The sequence below is a fragment of the Chromohalobacter sarecensis genome (genome assembly GCF_023061135.1).
Classification (GTDB): Bacteria; Pseudomonadota; Gammaproteobacteria; order Pseudomonadales; family Halomonadaceae; genus Chromohalobacter; species Chromohalobacter sarecensis.
Genome location: NZ_JAKGAN010000011.1, coordinates 17584 through 37701, shown reverse-complemented (window position 1 = coordinate 37701; position 20118 = coordinate 17584). Strand labels below are relative to the sequence as shown.

At 64.3% G+C, this 20118-nt stretch carries 20 protein-coding genes; 11 read left to right on the top strand and 9 right to left on the bottom strand.

Features of this window, described 5'->3' with window-relative positions:
* Positions 1 to 36 precede the first annotated feature (36 nt).
* The 8 genes from L1071_RS14705 (at position 37) to L1071_RS14670 (ending at position 8096) form a co-directional block, all read left to right on the top strand.
* Positions 37 to 633, top strand: coding sequence for a LolA family protein (locus tag L1071_RS14705; RefSeq protein ID WP_246976342.1), 597 nt, complete (start codon positions 37 to 39; stop codon positions 631 to 633).
* A gap of 20 nt (positions 634 to 653) precedes the next feature.
* The gene (locus L1071_RS14700) at positions 654 to 2966 is read left to right on the top strand and encodes an MMPL family transporter (protein ID WP_246976339.1); all 2313 of its coding nucleotides are present in this window, start codon (positions 654 to 656) and stop codon (positions 2964 to 2966) included.
* Positions 2966 to 4237 (top strand): NAD(P)/FAD-dependent oxidoreductase, encoded by a 1272-nt coding sequence (locus L1071_RS14695; RefSeq protein WP_246976336.1) that lies wholly within the window; start codon positions 2966 to 2968, stop codon positions 4235 to 4237. Before L1071_RS14700 ends, L1071_RS14695 begins: the two co-directional genes overlap by 1 nt.
* Positions 4234 to 4830: a DUF3261 domain-containing protein gene (locus L1071_RS14690; protein WP_246976334.1), complete on the top strand. Its 597-nt coding sequence runs from the start codon at positions 4234 to 4236 to the stop codon at positions 4828 to 4830. Before L1071_RS14695 ends, L1071_RS14690 begins: the two co-directional genes overlap by 4 nt.
* A complete protein-coding gene (locus L1071_RS14685) occupies positions 4827 to 6023 on the top strand; it encodes a beta-ketoacyl-ACP synthase (RefSeq protein WP_246976332.1) in 1197 nt (398 codons plus the stop codon). The genes L1071_RS14690 and L1071_RS14685 overlap by 4 nt, the downstream gene beginning before the upstream one ends.
* Position 6024: 1 nt before the next feature.
* Positions 6025 to 6498 carry a hotdog family protein gene (locus tag L1071_RS14680; RefSeq protein ID WP_246976329.1) on the top strand — a complete coding sequence of 158 codons (474 nt, stop codon included), beginning with the start codon at positions 6025 to 6027 and terminating at the stop codon, positions 6496 to 6498.
* Positions 6495 to 7220: a 3-oxoacyl-ACP reductase FabG gene (fabG, locus tag L1071_RS14675; RefSeq protein ID WP_246976328.1), complete on the top strand. Its 726-nt coding sequence runs from the start codon at positions 6495 to 6497 to the stop codon at positions 7218 to 7220. The genes L1071_RS14680 and fabG overlap by 4 nt, the downstream gene beginning before the upstream one ends.
* Positions 7221 to 7469: 249 nt before the next feature.
* Positions 7470 to 8096 (top strand): hypothetical protein, encoded by a 627-nt coding sequence (locus L1071_RS14670; protein WP_246976325.1) that lies wholly within the window; start codon positions 7470 to 7472, stop codon positions 8094 to 8096.
* A gap of 22 nt (positions 8097 to 8118) precedes the next feature.
* Here the strand turns inward: L1071_RS14670 and L1071_RS14665 are convergent, their stop codons facing one another.
* From L1071_RS14665 to L1071_RS14630, 8 genes are all read right to left on the bottom strand, one after another.
* Positions 8119 to 8481, bottom strand: coding sequence for a RidA family protein (locus L1071_RS14665; RefSeq protein ID WP_246976321.1), 363 nt, complete (start codon positions 8479 to 8481; stop codon positions 8119 to 8121).
* 25 nt (positions 8482 to 8506) lie between these two features.
* Complete coding sequence (locus L1071_RS14660; protein WP_246976318.1) at positions 8507 to 9364, bottom strand: universal stress protein; 858 nt, start codon at positions 9362 to 9364, stop codon at positions 8507 to 8509.
* A gap of 110 nt (positions 9365 to 9474) precedes the next feature.
* A complete protein-coding gene (locus L1071_RS14655; protein ID WP_246976315.1) occupies positions 9475 to 10965 on the bottom strand; it encodes a SulP family inorganic anion transporter in 1491 nt (496 codons plus the stop codon).
* A 266-nt stretch (positions 10966 to 11231) separates the two neighbouring features.
* Positions 11232 to 11960: an HAD family hydrolase gene (locus tag L1071_RS14650; protein WP_246976312.1), complete on the bottom strand. Its 729-nt coding sequence runs from the start codon at positions 11958 to 11960 to the stop codon at positions 11232 to 11234.
* A 61-nt stretch (positions 11961 to 12021) separates the two neighbouring features.
* Entirely contained in the window at positions 12022 to 12879 is an 858-nt protein-coding gene (locus L1071_RS14645; protein WP_246976309.1) for a slipin family protein, read from the bottom strand.
* 51 nt (positions 12880 to 12930) lie between these two features.
* Positions 12931 to 14337: an NfeD family protein gene (locus L1071_RS14640; protein ID WP_246976306.1), complete on the bottom strand. Its 1407-nt coding sequence runs from the start codon at positions 14335 to 14337 to the stop codon at positions 12931 to 12933.
* Positions 14321 to 14746 (bottom strand): hypothetical protein, encoded by a 426-nt coding sequence (locus tag L1071_RS14635; RefSeq protein ID WP_246976303.1) that lies wholly within the window; start codon positions 14744 to 14746, stop codon positions 14321 to 14323. The genes L1071_RS14640 and L1071_RS14635 overlap by 17 nt, the downstream gene beginning before the upstream one ends.
* 45 nt (positions 14747 to 14791) lie before the next feature.
* Entirely contained in the window at positions 14792 to 15661 is an 870-nt protein-coding gene (locus L1071_RS14630) for a LysR substrate-binding domain-containing protein (protein ID WP_246976300.1), read from the bottom strand.
* A 156-nt stretch (positions 15662 to 15817) separates the two neighbouring features.
* Here L1071_RS14630 and L1071_RS14625 point away from each other — a divergent pair, with 156 nt between their 5' ends.
* The 3 genes from L1071_RS14625 (at position 15818) to L1071_RS14615 (ending at position 18758) form a co-directional block, all read left to right on the top strand.
* The gene (locus L1071_RS14625; RefSeq protein WP_246976297.1) at positions 15818 to 17044 is read left to right on the top strand and encodes a TauD/TfdA family dioxygenase; all 1227 of its coding nucleotides are present in this window, start codon (positions 15818 to 15820) and stop codon (positions 17042 to 17044) included.
* Positions 17044 to 17988 carry an ABC transporter substrate-binding protein gene (locus tag L1071_RS14620; RefSeq protein ID WP_246976293.1) on the top strand — a complete coding sequence of 315 codons (945 nt, stop codon included), beginning with the start codon at positions 17044 to 17046 and terminating at the stop codon, positions 17986 to 17988. The genes L1071_RS14625 and L1071_RS14620 overlap by 1 nt, the downstream gene beginning before the upstream one ends.
* Positions 17989 to 18077: 89 nt before the next feature.
* A complete protein-coding gene (locus tag L1071_RS14615; RefSeq protein ID WP_246976290.1) occupies positions 18078 to 18758 on the top strand; it encodes a TVP38/TMEM64 family protein in 681 nt (226 codons plus the stop codon).
* Between the two features lie 18 nt (positions 18759 to 18776).
* Here L1071_RS14615 and L1071_RS14610 read toward each other — a convergent pair whose 3' ends face one another.
* A complete protein-coding gene (locus L1071_RS14610; protein ID WP_246976287.1) occupies positions 18777 to 20084 on the bottom strand; it encodes a glycosyltransferase in 1308 nt (435 codons plus the stop codon).
* Between the last annotated feature and the right edge of the window lie 34 nt (positions 20085 to 20118).

The window sequence follows — 20118 nt, the reverse complement described above, 5'->3', positions numbered from 1 at the left end:
TTCATCGTCGCCTCATCTCGACACGGGAGAAAGCACATGATGCGCCGCTTGATCGCCTACGCCTGCCTGGGGCTCGTCGGGCTGCCGCTCGCCGCGCACGCCTTCGACCGCCAGGCACTGCAGGAACGTCTTGAGCAGACCCCGGCGTTGGAAGGCCACTTCACGCAGACCCGTTGGCTCGCCGATGTCGATACGCAGCTCGAAAGCCAGGGGCGCTTCGCCTATGTGCGCGACGAGAAGGTCGTCTGGCAACTGGAAACGCCCGTGGAGGACACACTGGTACTCACACCGGCCGATGCCGATGACGCCACGCAGTCGGAAAGCGCCCGTCAGGCGGGTCGCGAGCAGATCGCCGCGCTATTGCTGCGCCTGCTCGGCGGCGACTGGTCGGCGCTGGACGCACGCTTTACCCAGACCCTCGAAGGCGACGCCGACGACTGGCGAGTCGAGCTCACGCCCCGCGACTCGGCCCTCGCCGAACGCATCGGCGAGATTCGCCTGACCGGCGGCCGCTACGTCGAGCATCTGGAGATGCACACCGCCGATGGCGACCGCCTGAGCGTCGACTTCAGCGACCAGGCGCCGCTGACGCCTGAAGCGATCGACGCCCTCCCCGACGCCGATACCCGCTGACCGGATCGAGAGAACCCCTCATGCCGCCCTTGCCCACCGCCACGCGCGCCCCCCGTTACCTTGCCTGGGCCTGGCTGGTTGCCCATCTCGTGTGCCTGGTGGCACTCGGCTGGCTGCTGCGCGACGGTCTACCTGCGGACACCCGGCTGACCGCCATGCTGCCGGAGGACCGCCAGGCTCCACTCGTGGAACGCGCCAGCGCCAAGCTGGGCACGAGCTTCGAGGACCGTTTCGTGCTGCTGGTGCACGCCGACGATCTGTCGAACACCACGCCCGCGCTGGCCGAGGCACTCAGCGGGGATAGCGACGCGGCGTCGGTGATCGACACCCTGACCTGGCGCGACACCGACCTGCTCGACGACGATCCTCAGGCGGCACTCGACACCTATCGCTATCGCCTGCTGACCCCCGAGATACGCCAGGCCATCGATGCCGACGGCGGTGAATCACTGGTCGAGCCCGCACTGCAGGCGCTTTTCTCGCCCGCCGCACGCCCGGATCCGCGCCGCGACCCGTTCGGGCTGCTCGATGCCTGGCTCGAGGAACGCACCACGAGCCGCGTCACCCCGCGCGACGGCCGTTTGAGCGTCGCTATCGACGACCAGCGTTTCGATCTGCTGATCGGCGAGCTCGCCGCCTCGCCCTATGCCCCGGACGCCCAACAGCCTCTGACCACGGCATTGGCGGATTTTCAGGCCGCCCACCCCGAGGCGACGCTATTGCGCTCGGGGCTGATCTTTCATGCCGCGGCCGGCGCCGAGCAAGCCAAGCACGAGATCTCGACCATCGGCCTGGGCGCATTGCTCGGTCTGGTCGCGGTACTGCTGATCGTCTTTCGCTCGCCGCGCGTGCTGCTTGCATTGCTGTTGCCGCTGGGCAGCGGCCTGTTGATGGCGCTGACCCTGACGCTGGCCTTGTTCGGCAGCCTGCACTTGCTGACGCTGGCCTTCGGCGCCAGCCTGATCGGCATCGCCATCGATTACGCCCTGCATCTGCAGAGTCATCGCGCCATCGCGGGTCGCGCCTTTCGTCTCCGCGCCCTGCTCCCCGGACTCGCGCTGGGCCTGGCATCGAGCCTGGTCGCGTATCTTGCCCAGACCTTCACGCCGCTACCGGGACTGCGTCAGATGGCGGTCTTCGCCGCGCTGGGGCTGCTGGGCGCCTGGCTCTCGGTGGTACTGTGGCTACCCCGCCTGCGCCTGCCCATCTCGCCGGCCACCGCGCGCCTGGCGACGCGCTGGGAACGCCTCACTCGCTCACCGTGGCGCCTCAAGCCCGGCATCGTCGGCGTGGTCGCAATGATCCTGGTGGCGGTCTGTATCTGGCGCCTGCACAGCGACGACAGCCTGCGGCTGCTCAGTTCATCGCCCGATGCCTTGCTCGAGCAGGAGCGCATCGTGCAGCGACACTTCGGCAACGATACCGGCACGCACTACCTGCTGGTGCGCGGCGACGATGAGGCCGCGTTGCTCTCGCGGCTCGACGCCCTGCACACGCCGCTGGACGCGCTAGAAGACCAGGGCGTGATCAGCGGACACCTCGATCTTGCCGACAGCGTGCCGCCGCCCGAGCGACAAAACGCCGACCTGGCGCGTGTCGAACGCCTTTACCAGACCCCGCTCGAGACCCTCTTCGCACGTGCGAACCTGCCGGACACGCTGGCCGAACGCGCCCGCGCGCGCCTCGATGAGAGCCCGCTGCTGGATGTCGCCACCTGGCTCGACTCGCCGCTCGGGGAGTCTCAACGCCGCTTGTGGCTGGGCGAGACCGAGGACGGCGACGTCGCCGCCAGCGTGGCGCTTCAAGGCGTCGCGGATGGCGACGGCGAGGCGCCTTTGCGGCAACTCGCCGCCGATACGCCCGGCGTCACCTATGTCGATCGCATCGAACGCCTGTCGGGGCTCCTCGGCGAGCTACGCACGCATATCGCCGAATGGCTGGCGCTGGGCCTGGTTTTGCTGGGCGTAGGGCTGAGCCTGCGCTATCGTCGGCGTACCTGGCGAGTGCTGGTCCCTCCGCTGGGCGCTACGCTGATCGTATTGACGAGCTTCGCGGTAACCGGTATTCCGCTCAACGTTTTCAGTCAGTTGGGGCTATTGCTGGTCTTGGGCATCGGCCTCGATGCGGGTATCTTCAATGCCGAGCATCCCCGCCAGGCCGCCGCCTGGCTGGCCATCAGCCTGTCCACGCTGACCAGTCTGCTGGCCTTCGGGCTGCTCGCGTTCAGTGCCACCCCGGCGCTTCACTATCTCGGCCTGACGTGCCTGATCGGCCTGGCCGCGGTGTGGGGGCTGGTCTACTTGCTCAGGCCCGGTCCACGAGGAGACGCTTGATGAACATGCACACCGACGCATCCCCGCATGCCACCGACTGTGATGTCGCCATCATCGGCGCCGGGCCCGCCGGCGCGGCCGCCGCCGCGCGCCTGAGCCGCCTCGGATGGCACGTACATGTCATCGAACGCAGCCATTTCCCGCGCTTTGCCATCGGCGAAAGCCTGCTGCCGCAGAGCATGGCCTATCTCGAGGCGGCCGGTTTGCTGGAGACGGTCCAGGCTGCTGGCTATCAGTCCAAGAACGGCGCCGCCTTCACCCGCCACACGCGGACCACTACCATCGATTTCCGCGAAAAATCGACGCCCGGCTGGGGCACCACCTATCAGGTCCCACGTGCCGACTTCGATCAGCGCCTGATCCACGCCGCCGAGGCCCAGGGTGCGACACTCGAGTTCGGCACGACGGTCACCGCATTCGACGCCGATGCCGCGCGCCCCGTGTTGCAACTCGAGGACGAACAGGGGGCAACGCGCTCCTTGAGCGCGCGCTTCGTGCTCGATGCCAGCGGCTACGGTCGGGTATTGGCGCGCCTGGAAGCGCTTGAACGCGATCCACGTGCCGAACCGCGCATGGCGATCTTCAGCCATGTCGAGGACGGCATCGATGACGCCGATTACGACCGCGAGAAGATCCTGATCGGCGTGCACCCCGAGGACGCCGGCATCTGGTACTGGTTGATTCCGTTCGCCGACGGACGCGCCTCGGTGGGCGTCGTCGGCGACATCGACACCCTCACCGCGCATGGCGACAGCCCAGAAACGCGCTGGCAAACCTTGATCGACCGGGAGCCGCGCTTTCGCCAGCTTCTGCACCAGGCGCAGCGCGTGCGCGAGGTCAACGAGATACGCGGTTACGCGGCCAGCGTCACGCGCCTGCACGGCCCCGGTTACGTGCTGCTCGGCAACGCCGGGGAATTTCTCGACCCGGTGTTTTCCTCCGGCGTCACCATCGCCCTGCATTCGGCGCACCTCGCTGCCCCGCTCGTCGACCGCCAGCTACGCGGCGAAGAAATCGACTGGCACGCTGACTTCGAGACGCCACTACGCGCCGGCGTGGAGACCTTCCGCGCTTTCGTCGAGGCGTGGTACGCCGGCACGCTGCAGACCATCGTCTTTCACGAAGCGCCGCCGCCGCGCTTCAAACGCTGGATCAGCGGCGTGCTCGCCGGTTACGCCTGGGACCGTGACAACCCTTTCGTCACCGCCTCACGACGCCGCCTGGCGACACTTGCCGAAGTCTGCGAACAACGCGACGAGGTGCGCTCATGAGCCTGGCACGATATCCACTCGCGCTCGCGCTATGTAGCCTGATGCTGCTCGGCGGCTGCTCGCTGGCGCCGCCCATTGCGCCCCATCCGGCGCTGGATCAGGCCGAACGCTCGGAGACACTTACTCGACGCCTGACCTTCATCCCCGACGACGCGGACGCAGACAAACAAACCCTGATCGCCGTGCTGCGCCTCGCCCCGGACGAATTGCGCGTGGTCCTGACCACGCCCTACGGTCAGCGCCTGACGACGCTGGTACGCGACGCCTCGGGCAGCCGCTTCGAGCAGGGCGATGCCCCACGCGAGGATGCTCTACCGTTTCCGCCGGACTGGCTGGCGACCCGACTGGAATGGTCGCTGTGGCCCCGCGCGGCGCTCGAAGAGGCCTTCGCCGATAGCGACTGGACGCTCGACGAGAATCGCCGAGAGCGCCTGATCGTCTATCGCGGCGAGCGTGTCGCGCGTATCACGCCGCCCCCCGCACAACGCGGGGCGGATAGTGACAGCGGCGTATTGCTGGAAGATTTTCAAGGCGACTACCGACTGCGCATCGCGCCGCTCGATTCGTCCACCGACCACGAGGCCTCGCGATGAACCTATCCGCCGACCGCCAACCCTGTCGTCTGTCGCGTCCCGGCGTGGTGTGCAGCCTCGGCGACGACCTGGAGACCATCGCCGACGCCTTGTTCGCAGGGCGACGCGGACTGACGTCCAGTGCCGCCTTCACCCCTGAACGTGCGCTACCGTTGGGCATGGTCACATGCGAGCTCCCCGACTGGGACGCCTGGCCGCCCGAGCAGCGCAGCCGCAACAACCGCTTGTTGGCACTCGCCATGCACCGCCTGCATGACGCACTCGAACATCTATGTAATTCGGTATCGCCCGAGCGCATCGGCGTGGTCATCGGCACCAGTACCTCGGGCATCGGCGAGACCGAACGCGCCATCGCCGAGGTGGGACCCGAGGGGCCGCTACCCGAGACATTCCGCTATGCCAATCAGGAACTCGGCGCACCGGCACACTTCGTCGCCGAGCGCATCGGGGCCCAGGGGCCTGTGTATGCGCTGTCCACGGCGTGCAGTTCCAGCGCACGGGCGCTGGCCAGCGCGCGACGCCTGCTCGCCAGCGGGACATGCGACGCGGTCGTCGCGGGGGGCGCAGATAGCCTCTGCCGCTTGACCGTCAACGGCTTCGCCAGTCTGGAAGCGATCAGCGAGCAGCCTTGCATGCCGTTCTCCGCACAGCGCGACGGCATCAATATCGGCGAGGCGGCGGCACTGTTCGTGGTCACGCCGGAAGCCGGCGGCATTCAGCTCAGTGGCACGGGCGAGTCCAGCGACGCCTATCACGTCTCAGCGCCGCGTCCGGATGGCAGTGGCGCTTACGAAGCGATGCGCCAGGCCCTGGCAATGGGCGGCTGCGCGCCCGAGGCGGTGGATTATCTCAACCTGCACGGCACCGGTACCCGCCACAACGACAGCATGGAAGCCCAGGCAGTCGCAACGCTGTTCGCCACCTCGCCGCCCTGCAGCTCGACCAAGGCCTTGACCGGCCATACCCTGGGCGCCGCCGGGGCGCTGGAAGCCGCATTTTGCTGGTTGGCGCTCCACCGCGGACGCCTGCCAGTGCATGTCTTCGACGCCGTGCCCGATCCCGAATTGCCGCGCCTCGACTATGTTATGTCTCCGGTTACGCCCGAACCGCGTCCGCTCAAGCAGGCGCTGAGCAATTCTTTCGCCTTCGGCGGCAATAACGCCGCGCTGCTGATGACCCGCGATGAGGCATGACATGAGCCTTCAGCTTCCCTGTGAGGTAAGACCGTTCGTCCCCCATGACGGCGCGATGTGTCTGCTCGACACGCTGCTGGATTACGACGCCGAGGGCGCCACTGTCGAGATCATCCCCCAGGCCGACGATCTATTCGTCGAGGACGGGGCGATTCCCGCCTGGGTCGGCCTCGAATGGATGGCTCAGGGCGTCGCCGCCTGGGCCGGGGTCTGGGCGCATATCGACGGCGCACCGCCTCCGCCCGGTTTCCTGATCGCCAGCCGGCGCTACCATGCCCATGTGGATAATTTTTCTCTCGGCGAGCCGGTGCATATTCAGGTGACGCGGGAATTCGTCGCCGACAACGGCGTGCGCGCCTTCACCGGCACACTGTCGACGGCGGCGGGCCAGTGCCTCGCCGAAGGACGCCTGAGTATCTTTCAGCCACCGCCGGACGCTTCTTCTTCCCCTACAGAAAGGCCAGACGCTCGATGACCGACACTATCCTGGTGACCGGTGCCAGCCGTGGCATCGGTCGCGCCACCGCCCTGCGCCTGGCGCACGACGGCTTCGATATCGTGCTGCATTACCGCTCGCGCGAGCAGGAGGCTGCAGGCGTCGCCGAAGAAATTCGCGCACTAGGCCGCGAGGCACGCCTTATGTGTTTCGACGTAGCCGATCGCGAACAGGCACGCACCTCCCTGGAAGCAGACATCGAGGCTCACGGCACGTATTTTGGCGTGGTCTGCAACGCCGGTATCACCGCCGATAACCCGTTCCCCGCGCTCACCGGCGACGACTGGGACAGCGTGGTGCATACCAATCTCGACGGTTTCTACAACGTGCTGCATCCGCTGGTCATGCCGATGATCCAGCGTCGCAAGCCGGGGCGCATCGTCACCATCGCCTCGATGTCGGGGCTTATCGGCAATCGCGGCCAGGTCAATTACAGCGCCGCCAAGGCGGGGATCATCGGCGCCACCAAGGCGCTGGCCATCGAACTGGCCAAACGCCATATCACCGTCAACTGCGTCGCCCCCGGCTGGATCGACACCGATATGACGCACCACCTGCCCCGGGAAGAGGTGCTCAAGATGATTCCGATGCGTCGCACCGGCCAAGTCGAGGATATCGCCGGCGTGGTGAGCTTTCTATGCTCAAAGGATGCCGCTTATATGACGCGCCAAGTGTTGCCGGTGAATGGCGGCATGTGCTGAGAGGCTATCTCCAAAATGCCTGCACTCGGCAATACGGCGTTGAAATTGACCTTAAAATGCTCATTTACATCTCGTAAACTGCGCTTCTGCGCTCAATTTCGCCTTGTCTTGCCTTCGTTCGCCTATTTTGTAAACAACCTCTGGACTGTTTTGTAAACGCCCTCTGGGGAGGAGGTCGCTCACCACCATCAAGCTTGGCGCGACGGGGCCGATAATGAGGCATACGCTTGAGGCAATGGATACGACTCGATGAAACGCTTGGCTCTGATACTTGCCATACTCCTCGCTATCGCCCTGCTGGGGGGTGTACTGCTGTCGGCCACCGATCTCGCCTGGCCGCTGCCGCCCTCGGCGCTGATTCCCCTGGGTGCGTTCGTGCTTGCGCTTGGTGCGCTGGCGATCTTGGCCCTGCTGGGCCTGGCGTTGTGGCAACAGCTTTCCCAGCAGCAGCGCGCCCTGCACGACAGCCTCGAGGCGTTGTCCCATCACGGACGCACGCAGACCACGGCACTGCTGGCCGAGCATTTCATGCAGCATGCCGAACGTTTGCTGGAGAAAGAAGGGCTGGATCCCAACAAACGCAACGTGCTGCGCTGTCTGTCCATCGACGCCCTGCGCGGCAATAGTGGGCGCGGTGATCCCAACTATGCGCGCCTGGCACGACTCTTCGAGTGGTTCAACGGCGAGGCCCGCGCCACTAGCGGCGACAATGCCGAGCGGCAACGCCTGCTGGTACCAGTCTTGATGCAGTATGCGGAGATCGCCGTCCAGCTATGCCGTGTCGGCGAAAGCGAGCCGGAGCGTGTAGGCGAGTTTCTGAATCATCAGCCGCCGGCGGCGACCCACAACGAGGAAGAAGAGGCGCCGTCGACGTGACCGACGCCTTACACAGTGCGACTCACTGGCCTTTGACCGCCGCCGTCACGGTCACTTCCACCTTGAGATCGTCGGCAGGCATCGGCGCGGTGATACAGGTCCGCGCCGGCGCATGACCGGCGGGCACCCAGGCGTCCCACACCGCGTTCATGGCCGCCACGTCCCCACCATCAGCCAAATAGACCGTCGCCGTGAGCAGGTGCTCGCGGTCCGAGCCGATTTCTTCGAGCAAGGCGTCGACGCGCGCCAGCATGCTCTCGGTCTGCGCGACAATATCGCCGTGTCGAGCATCCGGGCCAGCCACCTGGCCGCATAGATAGGCGACACCGTTGTGAATCACGGCCCGGCTCATGCGGGCCTTGGTGTCGTGGCGTTGAATGATCATGGCGTGTCCTCGGGATGTACGGCGCTTAACGCAACAGCAGCAACGGCACCTTGGCGCGACGAATCATCGCCGTGGTAGTGCTGCCCACCAGGAACTGACGAATGCGTGAGTGCCCATAGGCCCCCATGACCAACAAGTCGATGTCGTGCTCATGCTGATAGTCGCACAACACCTTCTCGACCTCGCCGGCGATGATTTGCGTATGCACGGCGCTGCTGGTCGGCGCCATTTGCTTCTCCGCCCAGGCTAGTTGCTCGCGGTGCTCATCGGTATCCGCCCCTACCAACACCAGGTGACATTCCAGGTCGCGCAGCAACGGCCGTTCCGAGAGCAGTTCGACCATCTTGCGCGTGGTCGGGCCGCCATCGAAGGCGATCAGGTAGCGCTTGGGCGTGGTGAAGGACTCCGGAATCACCAGAATCGGGCGATGCAGCCCGCGAATCACACGCTCGAGGTTGCTGCCCATGTGCTCCGGCGAGGTATCCGCCGATTCACCGCGCTTGCCCAGCACGATCAGGCGCGCTTCTTCTTCGATCTCGGTCAAGGCCTCGACCAGCTCGCCGTTACGCTGGCGAGTCTCGACGTCTGCCACGCCGGCGGCTTCGGCACGCTCACGCGCCGCGCTCAACATCAAACGGCCATGCTCTTGTGCAAGCTTGCCACGCTGCTCATCGAGACTCGCGAGCTCTTCGAGAAGGTTCTCGCGCGAGCCGAGTCCGATGTTGCCGCGTGGATCGAACTGGCTCGGCGCCTGATTGCGATCCAGCACGTGCACGAAGGATAGCGGAACATCCATGCGTTGGCTCGACCAGACCGCAGCATCGCTCACGGTTTCCGAATAACTCGAGCCATCGATACACGCCATGACGTGAGGTGCTTTCATGTGGCGGGCTCCTTGTGATGATCTTTCGGGTCCCATCGCAATGGGGCTAAATACATGATACCCAGAGAGGGGGAGGCCTGTCGTCTCCCCCTTAAGGCGTAGGCCGCGACTCAGTGGCCCATGAGCTTTTCCACGGCGTCGGGCTTATCGTGCACCGCGAAACGGTCCACCAGCGTGGCACTGGCCTGATTGAGACCGGTAATCTCCACCTCGGTACCCTCGCGGCGGAACTTGATAACCACCTTGTCGAGCGCGCCCACGGCGGTGATATCCCAGAAGTGCGCACGGGTCAGGTCGATATGCACGCGCTCCACGGTTTCCTTGAAGTCGAAGGAATCCACGAAACGGTCCGCCGAGGTGAAGAATACCTGGCCGACGACGCGATAGACACGCGTCTGGCTCTCCTCGTTCATCTCGCTGCCCACGTAGAGGATCTGGCCGACCTTGTTGGCGAAGAACAACGCCGCCAGCAGCACCCCTACCAGAACACCGATGGCTAGGTTGTGAGTCGCCACCACGACGATGACCGTCGCCAGCATGACGATATTGGTCGACAACGGATGCTTGCGCAGGTCGCGCAGCGATTCCCAACTGAAGGTCCCGATCGCCACCATGATCATCACCGCCACCAACGCTGCCATGGGAATCTGCGCCACCCAATCACCGAGGAAGACCACCAGAAACAGCAGGATGACCCCGGCACACAGCGTGGAAAGGCGCGTACGCCCGCCGGATTTGATGTTGATCACCGACTGCCCGATCATCGCGCAACTCGCCATGCCACCGAGGAAGCCCGTCGCCATGTTGGCGATCCCCTGGCCCTTGCATTCGCGGTTCTTGTCGCTAGGCGTATCGGTGAGTTCGTCGACGATGGTCGCCGTCATCAGCGACTCGAGAAGCCCCACGATGGTCAACGCCAGTGCATACGGGAAGATGATCGCCAGCGTCTCGAAGTTGAGCGGCACATCCGGCCACAGGAACATCGGCAAGGTATCCGGCAGCTCGCCCATATCGCCCACGGTGCGCACCATGGAGAAATCGCCCAGCATATAGATCGCGGTGAGTACGATGATGCAGACCAATGGTGACGGCAGTGCGCGACCGATGACCGGCACATAGGGAAACAGGTAGATGATCGCTAACCCACCGAGCGTCATGGCGTAGACATGCCAGGTCACGTCGGTCAGCTCCGGCAACTGCGCCATGAAGATCAGGATCGCCAGGGCGTTGACGAAGCCCGTGACCACCGAGCGCGAGACGAAACGCATCAGCGCGCCCAGGCGCAGGTAACCAGCCACGATCTGCAGTAACCCCGTCAACACGGTGGCCGCGAGCAAGTATTCGACCCCATGCTCCTTGACCAGCGTCACCATGAGTAGCGCCATGGCACCGGTAGCGGCGGACACCATGCCGGGACGGCCCCCGGTAAAGGCGATCACCACCGCCATGGAGAAGGAGGCATAAAGCCCTACCTTGGGGTCGACCCCAGCGATGATCGAGAAGGCGATCGCCTCGGGAATCAGCGCCAGCGCCACCACGGCGCCGGCTAGAACGTCCGAACGGACGTTCGAAAACCAACGTTGTTTGATGGATGCGTACATGTTGTCGTCCAGTCGATGTGAAGGCGCAGCCGACGCGGCATCGCCCATGGCTTACATGGCCGTCATGGCACGGCCTCACTCGTCAAACGCAACACGATCACTGATACCGACACGTCTCCATCATGCACGATCATTCATGCCAGGAGGCGCCCCAAGGCGGCAGAAGACGGCGTCAGCCACGGTCCATGCGGTTTGACGAGTGGCGGGCGCGGCCTCTTAGCGTGCCGCTCGCCCCATGCGGGGCGCCCAGGAAGCGCGGGATTCTATCAACTCGATGTCGTACTTGCACCTTTCGTCGTAGACGGACGTGCCTCACGCCAGTCGAACACCGGCCAGCCGCGTTGCTCGGCGATGCGCGCCAGGCGAGCATCGGGCTGCGTGGCGTGGGCATGATCGACACGCTCGAGCAGCGGTAAATCGTTGTGTGAGTCGCTATAGCCCCAGAGAACGTCGGGGCACGCAGCCAGCGCCTCGCGTTCCGCGAGCCAGGCATCCAACGCCGTCAGCTTGCCCGCTTGATAGGTGACGATGCCGGTCGGCTCGCCGGTGAAGCGCCCCTCGGCATCGAAAGCCGGGCGCGTGGCCAACGCCTCGTCGGCGCCCACCGCGTCCGCGATGGGCGCGACCAGATGATGCATCGATGCCGAAATGATCAAGGTGGCGTGGCCCTGGTCACGGTGCCAGGCCAAGCGTTCCAGCGCACCGGGGATCAAACGCGGACGAATCCAGGCCTCGACGAAGGCCTCCACCTCATGACGCACTACCTCGTGCGAGCGCGCAACCAGTGGCGCGAGCACGAAGCGCAGATGCGCCTGCATATCCAGCGTACCGGCTTGATACGCCCGATCGTGACGCGCCACCTGTTCCATGAAGGCCTCGCCGTCTTCCACCCACTGGCGGCGCACCAACCAAGCAATCCACAGCCCGGTACAGTCACCATCGAGCAGGGTGTCGTCGAGATCGAAAATCGCCAGATGGCGGCTGTCAGCGGTCATGGCGCCTGGCTCCTGATGAAAACGAGGCGCCATTCTAACCGCTCGATATGACAGCCGTCTGTCACGCCTCGTTGCCCGGCATCTCGTCATTGGGTGACGAACGGCTCGACGACGTATCTGACGAGGCACTACCCGGCGCTTCATTGCCCGTCGACGCGGCCCCCGCCTTGTTCAGTTGGCCCTTGAAGGCATCCATGATGTCCATCGGCAACGGAAAGACGATGGTCGAGGCGTTCTTGTTGCTCATGTCGCTGAGCGTCTGCAGATAGCGCAACTGCAGCGCCGCCGAATTGCTGGACATGACATCGGCAGCCTCGACCAGCTTGTGCGAGGCCTGCAGCTCACCCTCGGCATGGATCACCTTGGCGCGCCGTTCGCGCTCGGCCTCGGCTTGCCGGGCGATGGCGCGAATCATGCTCTCGTCGAGGTCGACATGCTTGATCTCGACATTGGCGACCTTGATGCCCCAGGCCTCGGTCTGGGTATCGAGGATCTCCTGGATATCGTTGTTGAGACGGTCGCGCTCGGAGAGCATCTCGTCGAGGTCATGCTTGCCAAGTACCGAACGCAAGGTAGTCTGTGCCAACTGGCTGGTGGCAATACCGAAATTCTCGACCTGGATGATGGCCTTCTCGGGATCGACCACGCGGAAATAGAGCACCGCGTTGACGCGCACGGTCACGTTATCCTGCGAGATGACGTCCTGTTCCGGCACATCCAGCGTCACGGTGCGCAGATCGACGACCTGCATCTTCTGAATGGCTGGAATCAGAAACAACAGCCCCGGCCCCTTTACCGCCTGAAAACGGCCCAGGAAGAACACCACGCCGCGCTTGTACTCCGGCAGGATGCGTATTGCCGCGAACAGCAACAGCACGACCAGGACAATCGGCACTAGATAGGCATAACTGGCGTACATGGCGTGACTCCTTCTCGTTTTCGCTTAGCGTTGGCGTGCCCCGCATAAGGACTAGGGGGTTGCCGTGATGGGCTCGACGACCAGCGTCAAGCCTTCGTTGGATACGATTCGCACCCGCTGGCCGCGTGCCACGGGCGATACACAGCGCGCCCGCCAGCGCTCGCCGTGTACCATAACCTTGCCCTGTCCTTGGAAGTCCGCCAGCACCGTGGCCTCCTGGCCGATCATTTCCTCCTGGCCGCCCTGAGGGCGACGTTGGCGCATCCCCAAAAAGCGCGTCACCACCCACAACAGGAAGCCGGCAGCCACCAGCGCCACACCGCCTACCAGAGGCCATGCCAGCGCCTGATGCGTGTCATCCATCAACATCACCGAGCCGGCGACAAAGGCCGCCAGTCCACCGAAGCCCAGCACCCCGACACTGGGCACGAACGCTTCGGCCACCACCAGCGCCATACCCAGGAAAATCAGCACTAGCCCCGCATAACCCACCGAGAGCATCTGGAAGGCGTACATGGCCAACACCAGGCTGATGGCGCCGATTACACCGGGAAACAGCGTGCCCGGGCTGAGCAGCTCGAAGATCAGCCCGTAGAAGCCGATGATCATCAGGAAATAGGCAACGTTGGGATTGGTGATGAACGCCAGCACCTGGGCGCGCCAATCCGGCGGCTGACGCTCGAGCGTCATGTCCTGCGTGGCAAGCGTGCGTTCGCCATCGGCCATGACCACGCGCCGTCCGTCGAGTTGCGTCAACAAGTCGTCGAGATCGCTCGCCACGACATCGGCGACATTGGCTTCCAGAGCCTCGCTGGCCGTGAGATTGGCCGCTTCGCGCACCGCGCGTTCGGCCCACTCAGCGTTGCGTCCATGGCGCTCGGCCAGCGAGCGAATCGTGGCCACGGCATCCTCGAGGACCTTGCGTTCCATCGCCGAGGAAGACGCCTGGGCGTCATTGCCATCCTCGCCCGCTTCACCGCCACCTTCGCCCTCTTCACGCACTTGATCGTTATCGCCACCGCCACCCCCCAGTTGTACCGGCGTCGCCGAGCCGAGGTGCGTCGACGGCGCCATGGCGGCGACATGACTGGCATAGAGCAGATAGGTACCCGCACTGGCGGCACGCGCCCCGGCGGGCGTCACATAGCTCACCACCGGCACCGGCGAGGCCAGCATCGCGCGGATCATGTCGCGCATGGAGGCATCCAGACCGCCCGGTGTGTCGAGTTCGAGAATCACCAGCGAGGCACCGGCTTCGTCGGCACGCTCGAGACCGCGCTGAAAGTAATCGCTGGTAGCCGGGCCGATGCTGCCGTCGATGCTCAGGACCACGCCGTGGGACGCGTCACCCGCGTCGGATTGCGCGCTCGCTAGCCACGACAGCCCCAGCCCCGCGAGGACCAAAAAGGCCCACATCAGGCAGCGGCGCATCGCGACGCCATCATTGCGGCGTTGCATCGCGGCTCTCCGGGGTCGTGGTCGAAGCACAGGGCGTAGGGCGCGTCGACCAGGTAGCGCCGCCATCGTCCCCGCGACATACACGGCTACCTTGGGACGTTTCAGCGCGCGTTTCGATGTCCGGCGACGATGACACGCTGGGCTGCAATATGATCGACGGGTGTACATCGATGCGCTGGCGTCCTTCTCGCCATCCCCCCTTATCCCATCCATGGCCGACGTGACGCTTGCGGTCGTGGCGTCTGTCTTCATGCCCGGCCGGGTACGACTCGAGCGGCAGCAAGCGCCCGCTACCAGGATCGTAGACCTTCACGCCGTCCGCGCTGGCCGTCGTGATTCCCCCCACCAGCAGCAAGGTAATGCCCATGGCGACAAGTATTGAATGACTCGCGTACCGATGCCTCATCATGCGCGTCTCCTCGGGCTCGCTAGCCCCATTCATGGGCCACTCATATCAGTCTAGTTCACGTGCATCGCGCAACCATGCCCATAATGCCTCGCATGCCGGACGCAGTACCCGCGCCTTGGGGCGCACCAACCAGAAGGCCTCGTCGGTGGGCATGCACAATTCAAAGGGCGCCACCAGATCGTCGCGTCCCTCGAAGAGCCGCCGGTGAGTCAAGGCGATACCCGCCCCGCGTGCCGCCAACGCCAGCGTGGCGACCTGGGTATCGCAAATGAACGAAGCACAACGCGCTTCCAGCCCTTCGGACCCGGCCAGCGCCAACCAACTCGGCCAGCCCAGCGCAAAACCGGCGGCATGCAAGAGAGTATGCCCGGCCACGTCTTCGGGCGTTTGCAACTCACGAGCCAACTCCGGCGAACACACCGGTAGCATGACCTCCTCATTGAGCAGCACCGATTCCATGTCGGCCCAGTCCCCCTGGCCGTAGCGGATCTCCATGTCCACGCCCTCAGCGCCGAAGTCGCCGGGCCATACGGCACTCACCAAGCGCACCGTGACATCGCGATGCCGATGATGAAACTGCGTGAGCTCGGTGGCCAGCCAACCATTCTGTACTGCGGGAGTCGCACGCAGTGTGACCGGCGCGTCGGGATGCGGCCCGAAGACCTCAGCGGTGCCTTCGGCAATGCGTGTGAAGGCCTCCTGAATGCTCGGCAACCAGGCCTGCCCGGCCGGTGTCAGCGTCAGGCTGCGCGGGTGCCGCACGAACAGTGCCTGGCCGAGACGGTCCTCGAGCAAGCGAATCCGCTGACTGATGGCCGATTGCGTCACGCCCAGCTCGCGCCCGGCCTGGGTGAAACTCAACGTGCGCGCGGCAGCTTCGAAGGCTTGCATCCACAGAATCGGTGGCAGGGACATGGTGACCTCGAGGGTGATGGAAGTCCGCCCATGATCATCAATAAGCCACCCATTAGCAAAACTTGGCCTTAGGTCCGAGATTCATCGTTTGTCTAATGTCGCCATGAGGCGACATGCTAGAGGCCGATTCGCACGACCCAACATCAGGAGGCCGACATGCAGTCCCAGAGCCAATCCCCCGCCGTCGAAATGAGTGAACTCTCTCCCTATGCGCAAGGCCCCGCGCTACGTGCCTGCGATGCTGGCGATAAGGCGCTGGAGGTAACCTGGGAAAACGCCGATAGTGCGCGTTACAGCTATCGTTGGCTGCGCGATCACTGCGCCTGCCCCGAGTGCCGCCACTCGATTACGCGTGAACGCCTCTACATGCCGCTCGAGGACGATGCTTTCCTCAACGCGCACCCCGAAGCAGCCATCGAAGACGGCGTATTGGCCCTGCGCTGGGCCGACGGCCACCAGTCGCGCTTCGACGCCGGCTGGCTGCATCAGCGTCGCCCCGAGGCGCGTGCCGACGACGGCGTTCCGCTTGCCGAAGCCTGGCGCGAAGACTTTACCCCCGTGCATGTATCGCATGCCGAGATGATGGCCGGCAGCGACGGCCGTCGCGAATGGCTGACCGCCCTGCTGCGCGACGGCCTGGTGCTGCTCGACGACGGCCCGCGCGAACTCGAGGAAGTCGTGCGTATCACCGAAATGTTCGGGCCGATGCGCGCCACCAACTTCGGCGCTCGTTTCGATGTTCAGTCCAAGCCCAATCCCAATAACGCCGCGTATACCGCCATCGGTCTCGAGCTGCATACCGACCTGCCCAACTGGCGCCATCCGCCGGACATTCAGTTGCTGTATTGCCTGGAAAACGAAGCCGAGGGCGGCGCATCTCTGTTCGCCGACGGTTTCGCCGTGGCCGAAGCCATGCGCCACGAAGTACCGGAAGCCTTCCTGCGTCTGCGCGATACGCCCATCGATTTCCGCTTTCAGGACGAGGACAGCGATATCGCGGTCCGCGCCCCGGTCATCGACGTCGACGCCACAGGCCGCATCCGCGAAGTTCGCTTCAACAACTGGATTCGCGACACCCTGCGCCTGCCGCCGGAAGAAGCCGACGCCTGGTACGAAGCGTATCTGATCTTCTGGCAACGTCTGCGCGAGCCGCGTTTCCGCGTCGACTTCGCGCTCGAATCCGGACAGATGGTGGCCTTCGACAACCGTCGCGTGCTGCACGGTCGTGGCGCCTTCGATCCCAATACCGGCCGCCGTCACCTGCAAGGCACCTACCTGGATATCGACCACCTCGAATCGCATCTACGCGTGTTGGCGCGCCACGCCTCTACCGCCGCGCCCGCTACTCCGACAACATCCACCAATGAAACGGGAGTTTCCTAATGTCTCATTCGCTTCGCCCCATACTCGTCGGACTACCGCTAGCCGCCGGTATCGGCCTGGCACTGCCGGCTCAAGCAGCCGACACGGTGCGCTTCGGCGTGCCGTCGTGGCCCGGGATTACCGTCAAGACCGAGATCGCCAGCCAGCTGTTGGCGCCCCTCGGCTATCAGTCGAAAACCGATGACATCGGCCTGCAGGTCATCTACCAGGGCATGGAAAGCGGCGATGTAGACGTTTTCCTGGGCGGTTGGCTACCGGCGCAAGAGCCGATGCTCACCCCCATGGAAGACAAAGGAAGCGTGACGCGTATCGCCAATAACGTCGATGGTGCGCAAATGACGCTGGCGGTGCCCGAGTATGTCTACGAACAAGGTGTGACCTCGTTCGAAGATCTAGACGAGCACCGCGACATGTTCGACGGCAAGATTCATGGCTTCGGTGCCGGTTCCGCCGCCAGCGAGATCCTTAACAAGGCGATCGACAACGATTCCTGGGGACTCGGCGACTGGCAACTGGTGGATACCAGCACCGTGGGCATGCTTAGCGCGGCACGCGATGCCGTCTCGCGCGAGGAGCCCATCGTCTGGGTCGGCTGGACGCCGCACTGGATGAACCTCGAGCTACCGATGCGCTATCTGGACGACAGCAAGAACCTGTTCGGCGAAGGCAACGGCGCCAGCCAGGTGCTCACCCTGATGAGCTCGGAATACGCCGACGACAACCCCAATCTGACGGCGTTCTTCGAGAACTTCAGCTTCACCGCCGAGCAGCAGAGCTGGATGATCAAGGCCTTCGGTCTTGACGAGAAAGAGCTCGATACCGTGGCCACGACCTGGATCGAGGATCATCCGGATCGCGTCGAGGAAATGCTCGACGGCGTGACCACGACCGATGGCGACGCAGCCTGGCCAGTGGTGAAAGAAGCGCTGTCGCTGGAAGACTGATCCGCGTTCGACACGGCACGCAAGGTGCCGTGTTTCCCCCGTGCGGGCTCTCACGTATGCTTGGCGCAGTTCACGCTTAGAGGGTCCGCATGTCTCGTTCTCTCGGAATTCTGTTCATCTTGCTCGGTGTCATGCTCGGCTGTGGCCTGCTCTGGCAATGGCTCGCCATGCACGACATCCTGACCCCGCAAGCGCTGCTCAATCTGCTGCAAAATGCCGCGTCATGGCGCGACGCCCCCTGGGCGCCACTGGCCATCATGGGCGTGTATGCACTCACGTCCCTAGTCGTCTTTCCATTGAGCATACTAGTCGCCGCCACCGGCCTGATCTTCGGGCCCGGCTGGGGATTCGTCTACGCCATGCTAGGGACGCTATCGGCGTCGATCGCCACTTATTGGGTAGGACGAGCTCTGGGGCGCGATGCCCTGCTACGTCACGGCGGCAAGAAACTCAACGGCCTCGCCCGCCTTCTCGCGGGACGCGGCATACGCACCATGGTGCTGTTCAACCTGCTGCCGTTGGCGCCCTTCACCCTGACCAATATGCTGGCCGGGGCCTGCCATTTACGTTTTCGCGATTACATGCTCGGCTCCACCCTGGGGATCGCCCCGGGACTGCTCGGCGTCACCCTGCTGGGCAGCCAGTTGGGGTCGCTGGTCACCGCAGAAAGCCACGAGGGATTGCTGATTGCCGCTGGCGGCATCATCGTCGCGGTAGGACTTCTGTGGGGACTCAAGCGTTATGCCGAGCGTCGCGGCAAACGCGTTTAACGCTCACCCCGTGAGCGCTCACTTACTAGGGACTTCTTCCGTTGGCTGGACGCCATCGCTTTGTGGCAAGGTTTGAAACACTGAGCGCAAGACCCTGCCGCGATGCCGCAGCAAGCGCCACTCCCCTTCGAGACGCCCGCGCACCTTCTCCCAGGCACCATCGTCACGCTCCGCCGCGCTCGCCTCGGCCTCGAGCACCTGACGATAGATACTCAAGCAGCGCTCGGCACAACGTCGCTCATCGAGCTTATGTGCGCTGTCTAACGCCCCCTGGCGCAACCTGGCACGCAACGCCGGTTCTTGAAGCGTTTCCAGCGCTTTTGCAAACGTCTCGACATCGTCGTTCGGCAGCATGATGCCGTTCAAGCCATCGCTCAGGACTTCGCGCACGCCACTGGCGTCGACCGCCACCACCGGCAGCCCCGTCGCCATGGCTTCGGCGATGACCATACCCTGGGTTTCACTATGCGAGGCGAAGGCAAAGGCATCCATCGCATGGTAGGCATCGATCAATGCCTGGTCGTGCAGCTTGCCGGTGTAATGGAAACGGTCCGCCACGCCCTCGCGGGCGGCATGGTCGTGCATCACCGTGCGTGCCTCGCCCTCGCCGACGATCAAGGCTCGGGCCTGGGGATGACGCGCCAGGAAACGCGACAACGCCGCCGCCAGAAAGCCGAGGTTCTTTTCCATGGCCAGACGCCCCACGTGGCCCACCACCATGGCATCCTCGGGGATGCCGAAACGTTGACGCCAGCGCGATCCATTGCCCTGCCCAAAGGCTCGCGTATCCACGCCGCTGGGAATCACGCGCACCTTATCGGGCACTACGCTCCGCTGGGCCAATAACTCGGCGATGCTCTCGCTGGGGGCGATCACTGCATCGCACAAGCGCGTGTATTCGCTGGACAGGGCAATGGCGAAACGCTGCATGCGCGGCGAGTCACCGGGCACGTAATGGGTGTAATGCTCGTAAAGCGTGTGATGGGTAAAGATCAGCGGCAGGCCATAGGTTTGCGCCACACGTGCCGCCGTATCGCCCAGCAGGAAGGGATGGTGAGAATGCACCAGGTCGGGCTCGAACTCCTCGAGGGCCTCGTAAAGCTGGCCGGGCACCGGCACGGGAATAGAAAAATCACTGCCGTTGAAACGCTGCATGGCCACCACGCGCACTACATCGCGCTCGAAACGCGGCTGACCGTCCAGTTTTGGCGCCACGACCAATACGCTATGCCCCTCACGTTGCAGACACCGCTTGAGACGCTGAACGGATTCACTCACCCCACCCACGATCGGACAGTAGGTATTGGTGAACATCAGGATATTCAATCCCTCGACTCCCTATGACCTCGAAAGCGCGACG

Bases quoted from the DNA above. Each gene is read 5' to 3' on its own strand.
- L1071_RS14705 (WP_246976342.1), top strand. From the start codon at position 37: ATGATGCGCCGCTTGATCGCCTACGCCTGCCTGGGGCTCGTCGGGCTG.
- L1071_RS14700 (WP_246976339.1), top strand. From the start codon at position 654: ATGCCGCCCTTGCCCACCGCCACGCGCGCCCCCCGTTACCTTGCCTGG.
- L1071_RS14695 (WP_246976336.1), top strand. From the start codon at position 2,966: ATGAACATGCACACCGACGCATCCCCGCATGCCACCGACTGTGATGTC.
- L1071_RS14690 (WP_246976334.1), top strand. From the start codon at position 4,234: ATGAGCCTGGCACGATATCCACTCGCGCTCGCGCTATGTAGCCTGATG.
- L1071_RS14685 (WP_246976332.1), top strand. From the start codon at position 4,827: ATGAACCTATCCGCCGACCGCCAACCCTGTCGTCTGTCGCGTCCCGGC.
- L1071_RS14680 (WP_246976329.1), top strand. From the start codon at position 6,025: ATGAGCCTTCAGCTTCCCTGTGAGGTAAGACCGTTCGTCCCCCATGAC.
- fabG (WP_246976328.1), top strand. From the start codon at position 6,495: ATGACCGACACTATCCTGGTGACCGGTGCCAGCCGTGGCATCGGTCGC.
- L1071_RS14670 (WP_246976325.1), top strand. From the start codon at position 7,470: ATGAAACGCTTGGCTCTGATACTTGCCATACTCCTCGCTATCGCCCTG.
- L1071_RS14665 (WP_246976321.1), bottom strand. From the start codon at position 8,481: ATGATCATTCAACGCCACGACACCAAGGCCCGCATGAGCCGGGCCGTG.
- L1071_RS14660 (WP_246976318.1), bottom strand. From the start codon at position 9,364: ATGAAAGCACCTCACGTCATGGCGTGTATCGATGGCTCGAGTTATTCG.
- L1071_RS14655 (WP_246976315.1), bottom strand. From the start codon at position 10,965: ATGTACGCATCCATCAAACAACGTTGGTTTTCGAACGTCCGTTCGGAC.
- L1071_RS14650 (WP_246976312.1), bottom strand. From the start codon at position 11,960: ATGACCGCTGACAGCCGCCATCTGGCGATTTTCGATCTCGACGACACC.
- L1071_RS14645 (WP_246976309.1), bottom strand. From the start codon at position 12,879: ATGTACGCCAGTTATGCCTATCTAGTGCCGATTGTCCTGGTCGTGCTG.
- L1071_RS14640 (WP_246976306.1), bottom strand. From the start codon at position 14,337: ATGCAACGCCGCAATGATGGCGTCGCGATGCGCCGCTGCCTGATGTGG.
- L1071_RS14635 (WP_246976303.1), bottom strand. From the start codon at position 14,746: ATGATGAGGCATCGGTACGCGAGTCATTCAATACTTGTCGCCATGGGC.
- L1071_RS14630 (WP_246976300.1), bottom strand. From the start codon at position 15,661: ATGTCCCTGCCACCGATTCTGTGGATGCAAGCCTTCGAAGCTGCCGCG.
- L1071_RS14625 (WP_246976297.1), top strand. From the start codon at position 15,818: ATGCAGTCCCAGAGCCAATCCCCCGCCGTCGAAATGAGTGAACTCTCT.
- L1071_RS14620 (WP_246976293.1), top strand. From the start codon at position 17,044: ATGTCTCATTCGCTTCGCCCCATACTCGTCGGACTACCGCTAGCCGCC.
- L1071_RS14615 (WP_246976290.1), top strand. From the start codon at position 18,078: ATGTCTCGTTCTCTCGGAATTCTGTTCATCTTGCTCGGTGTCATGCTC.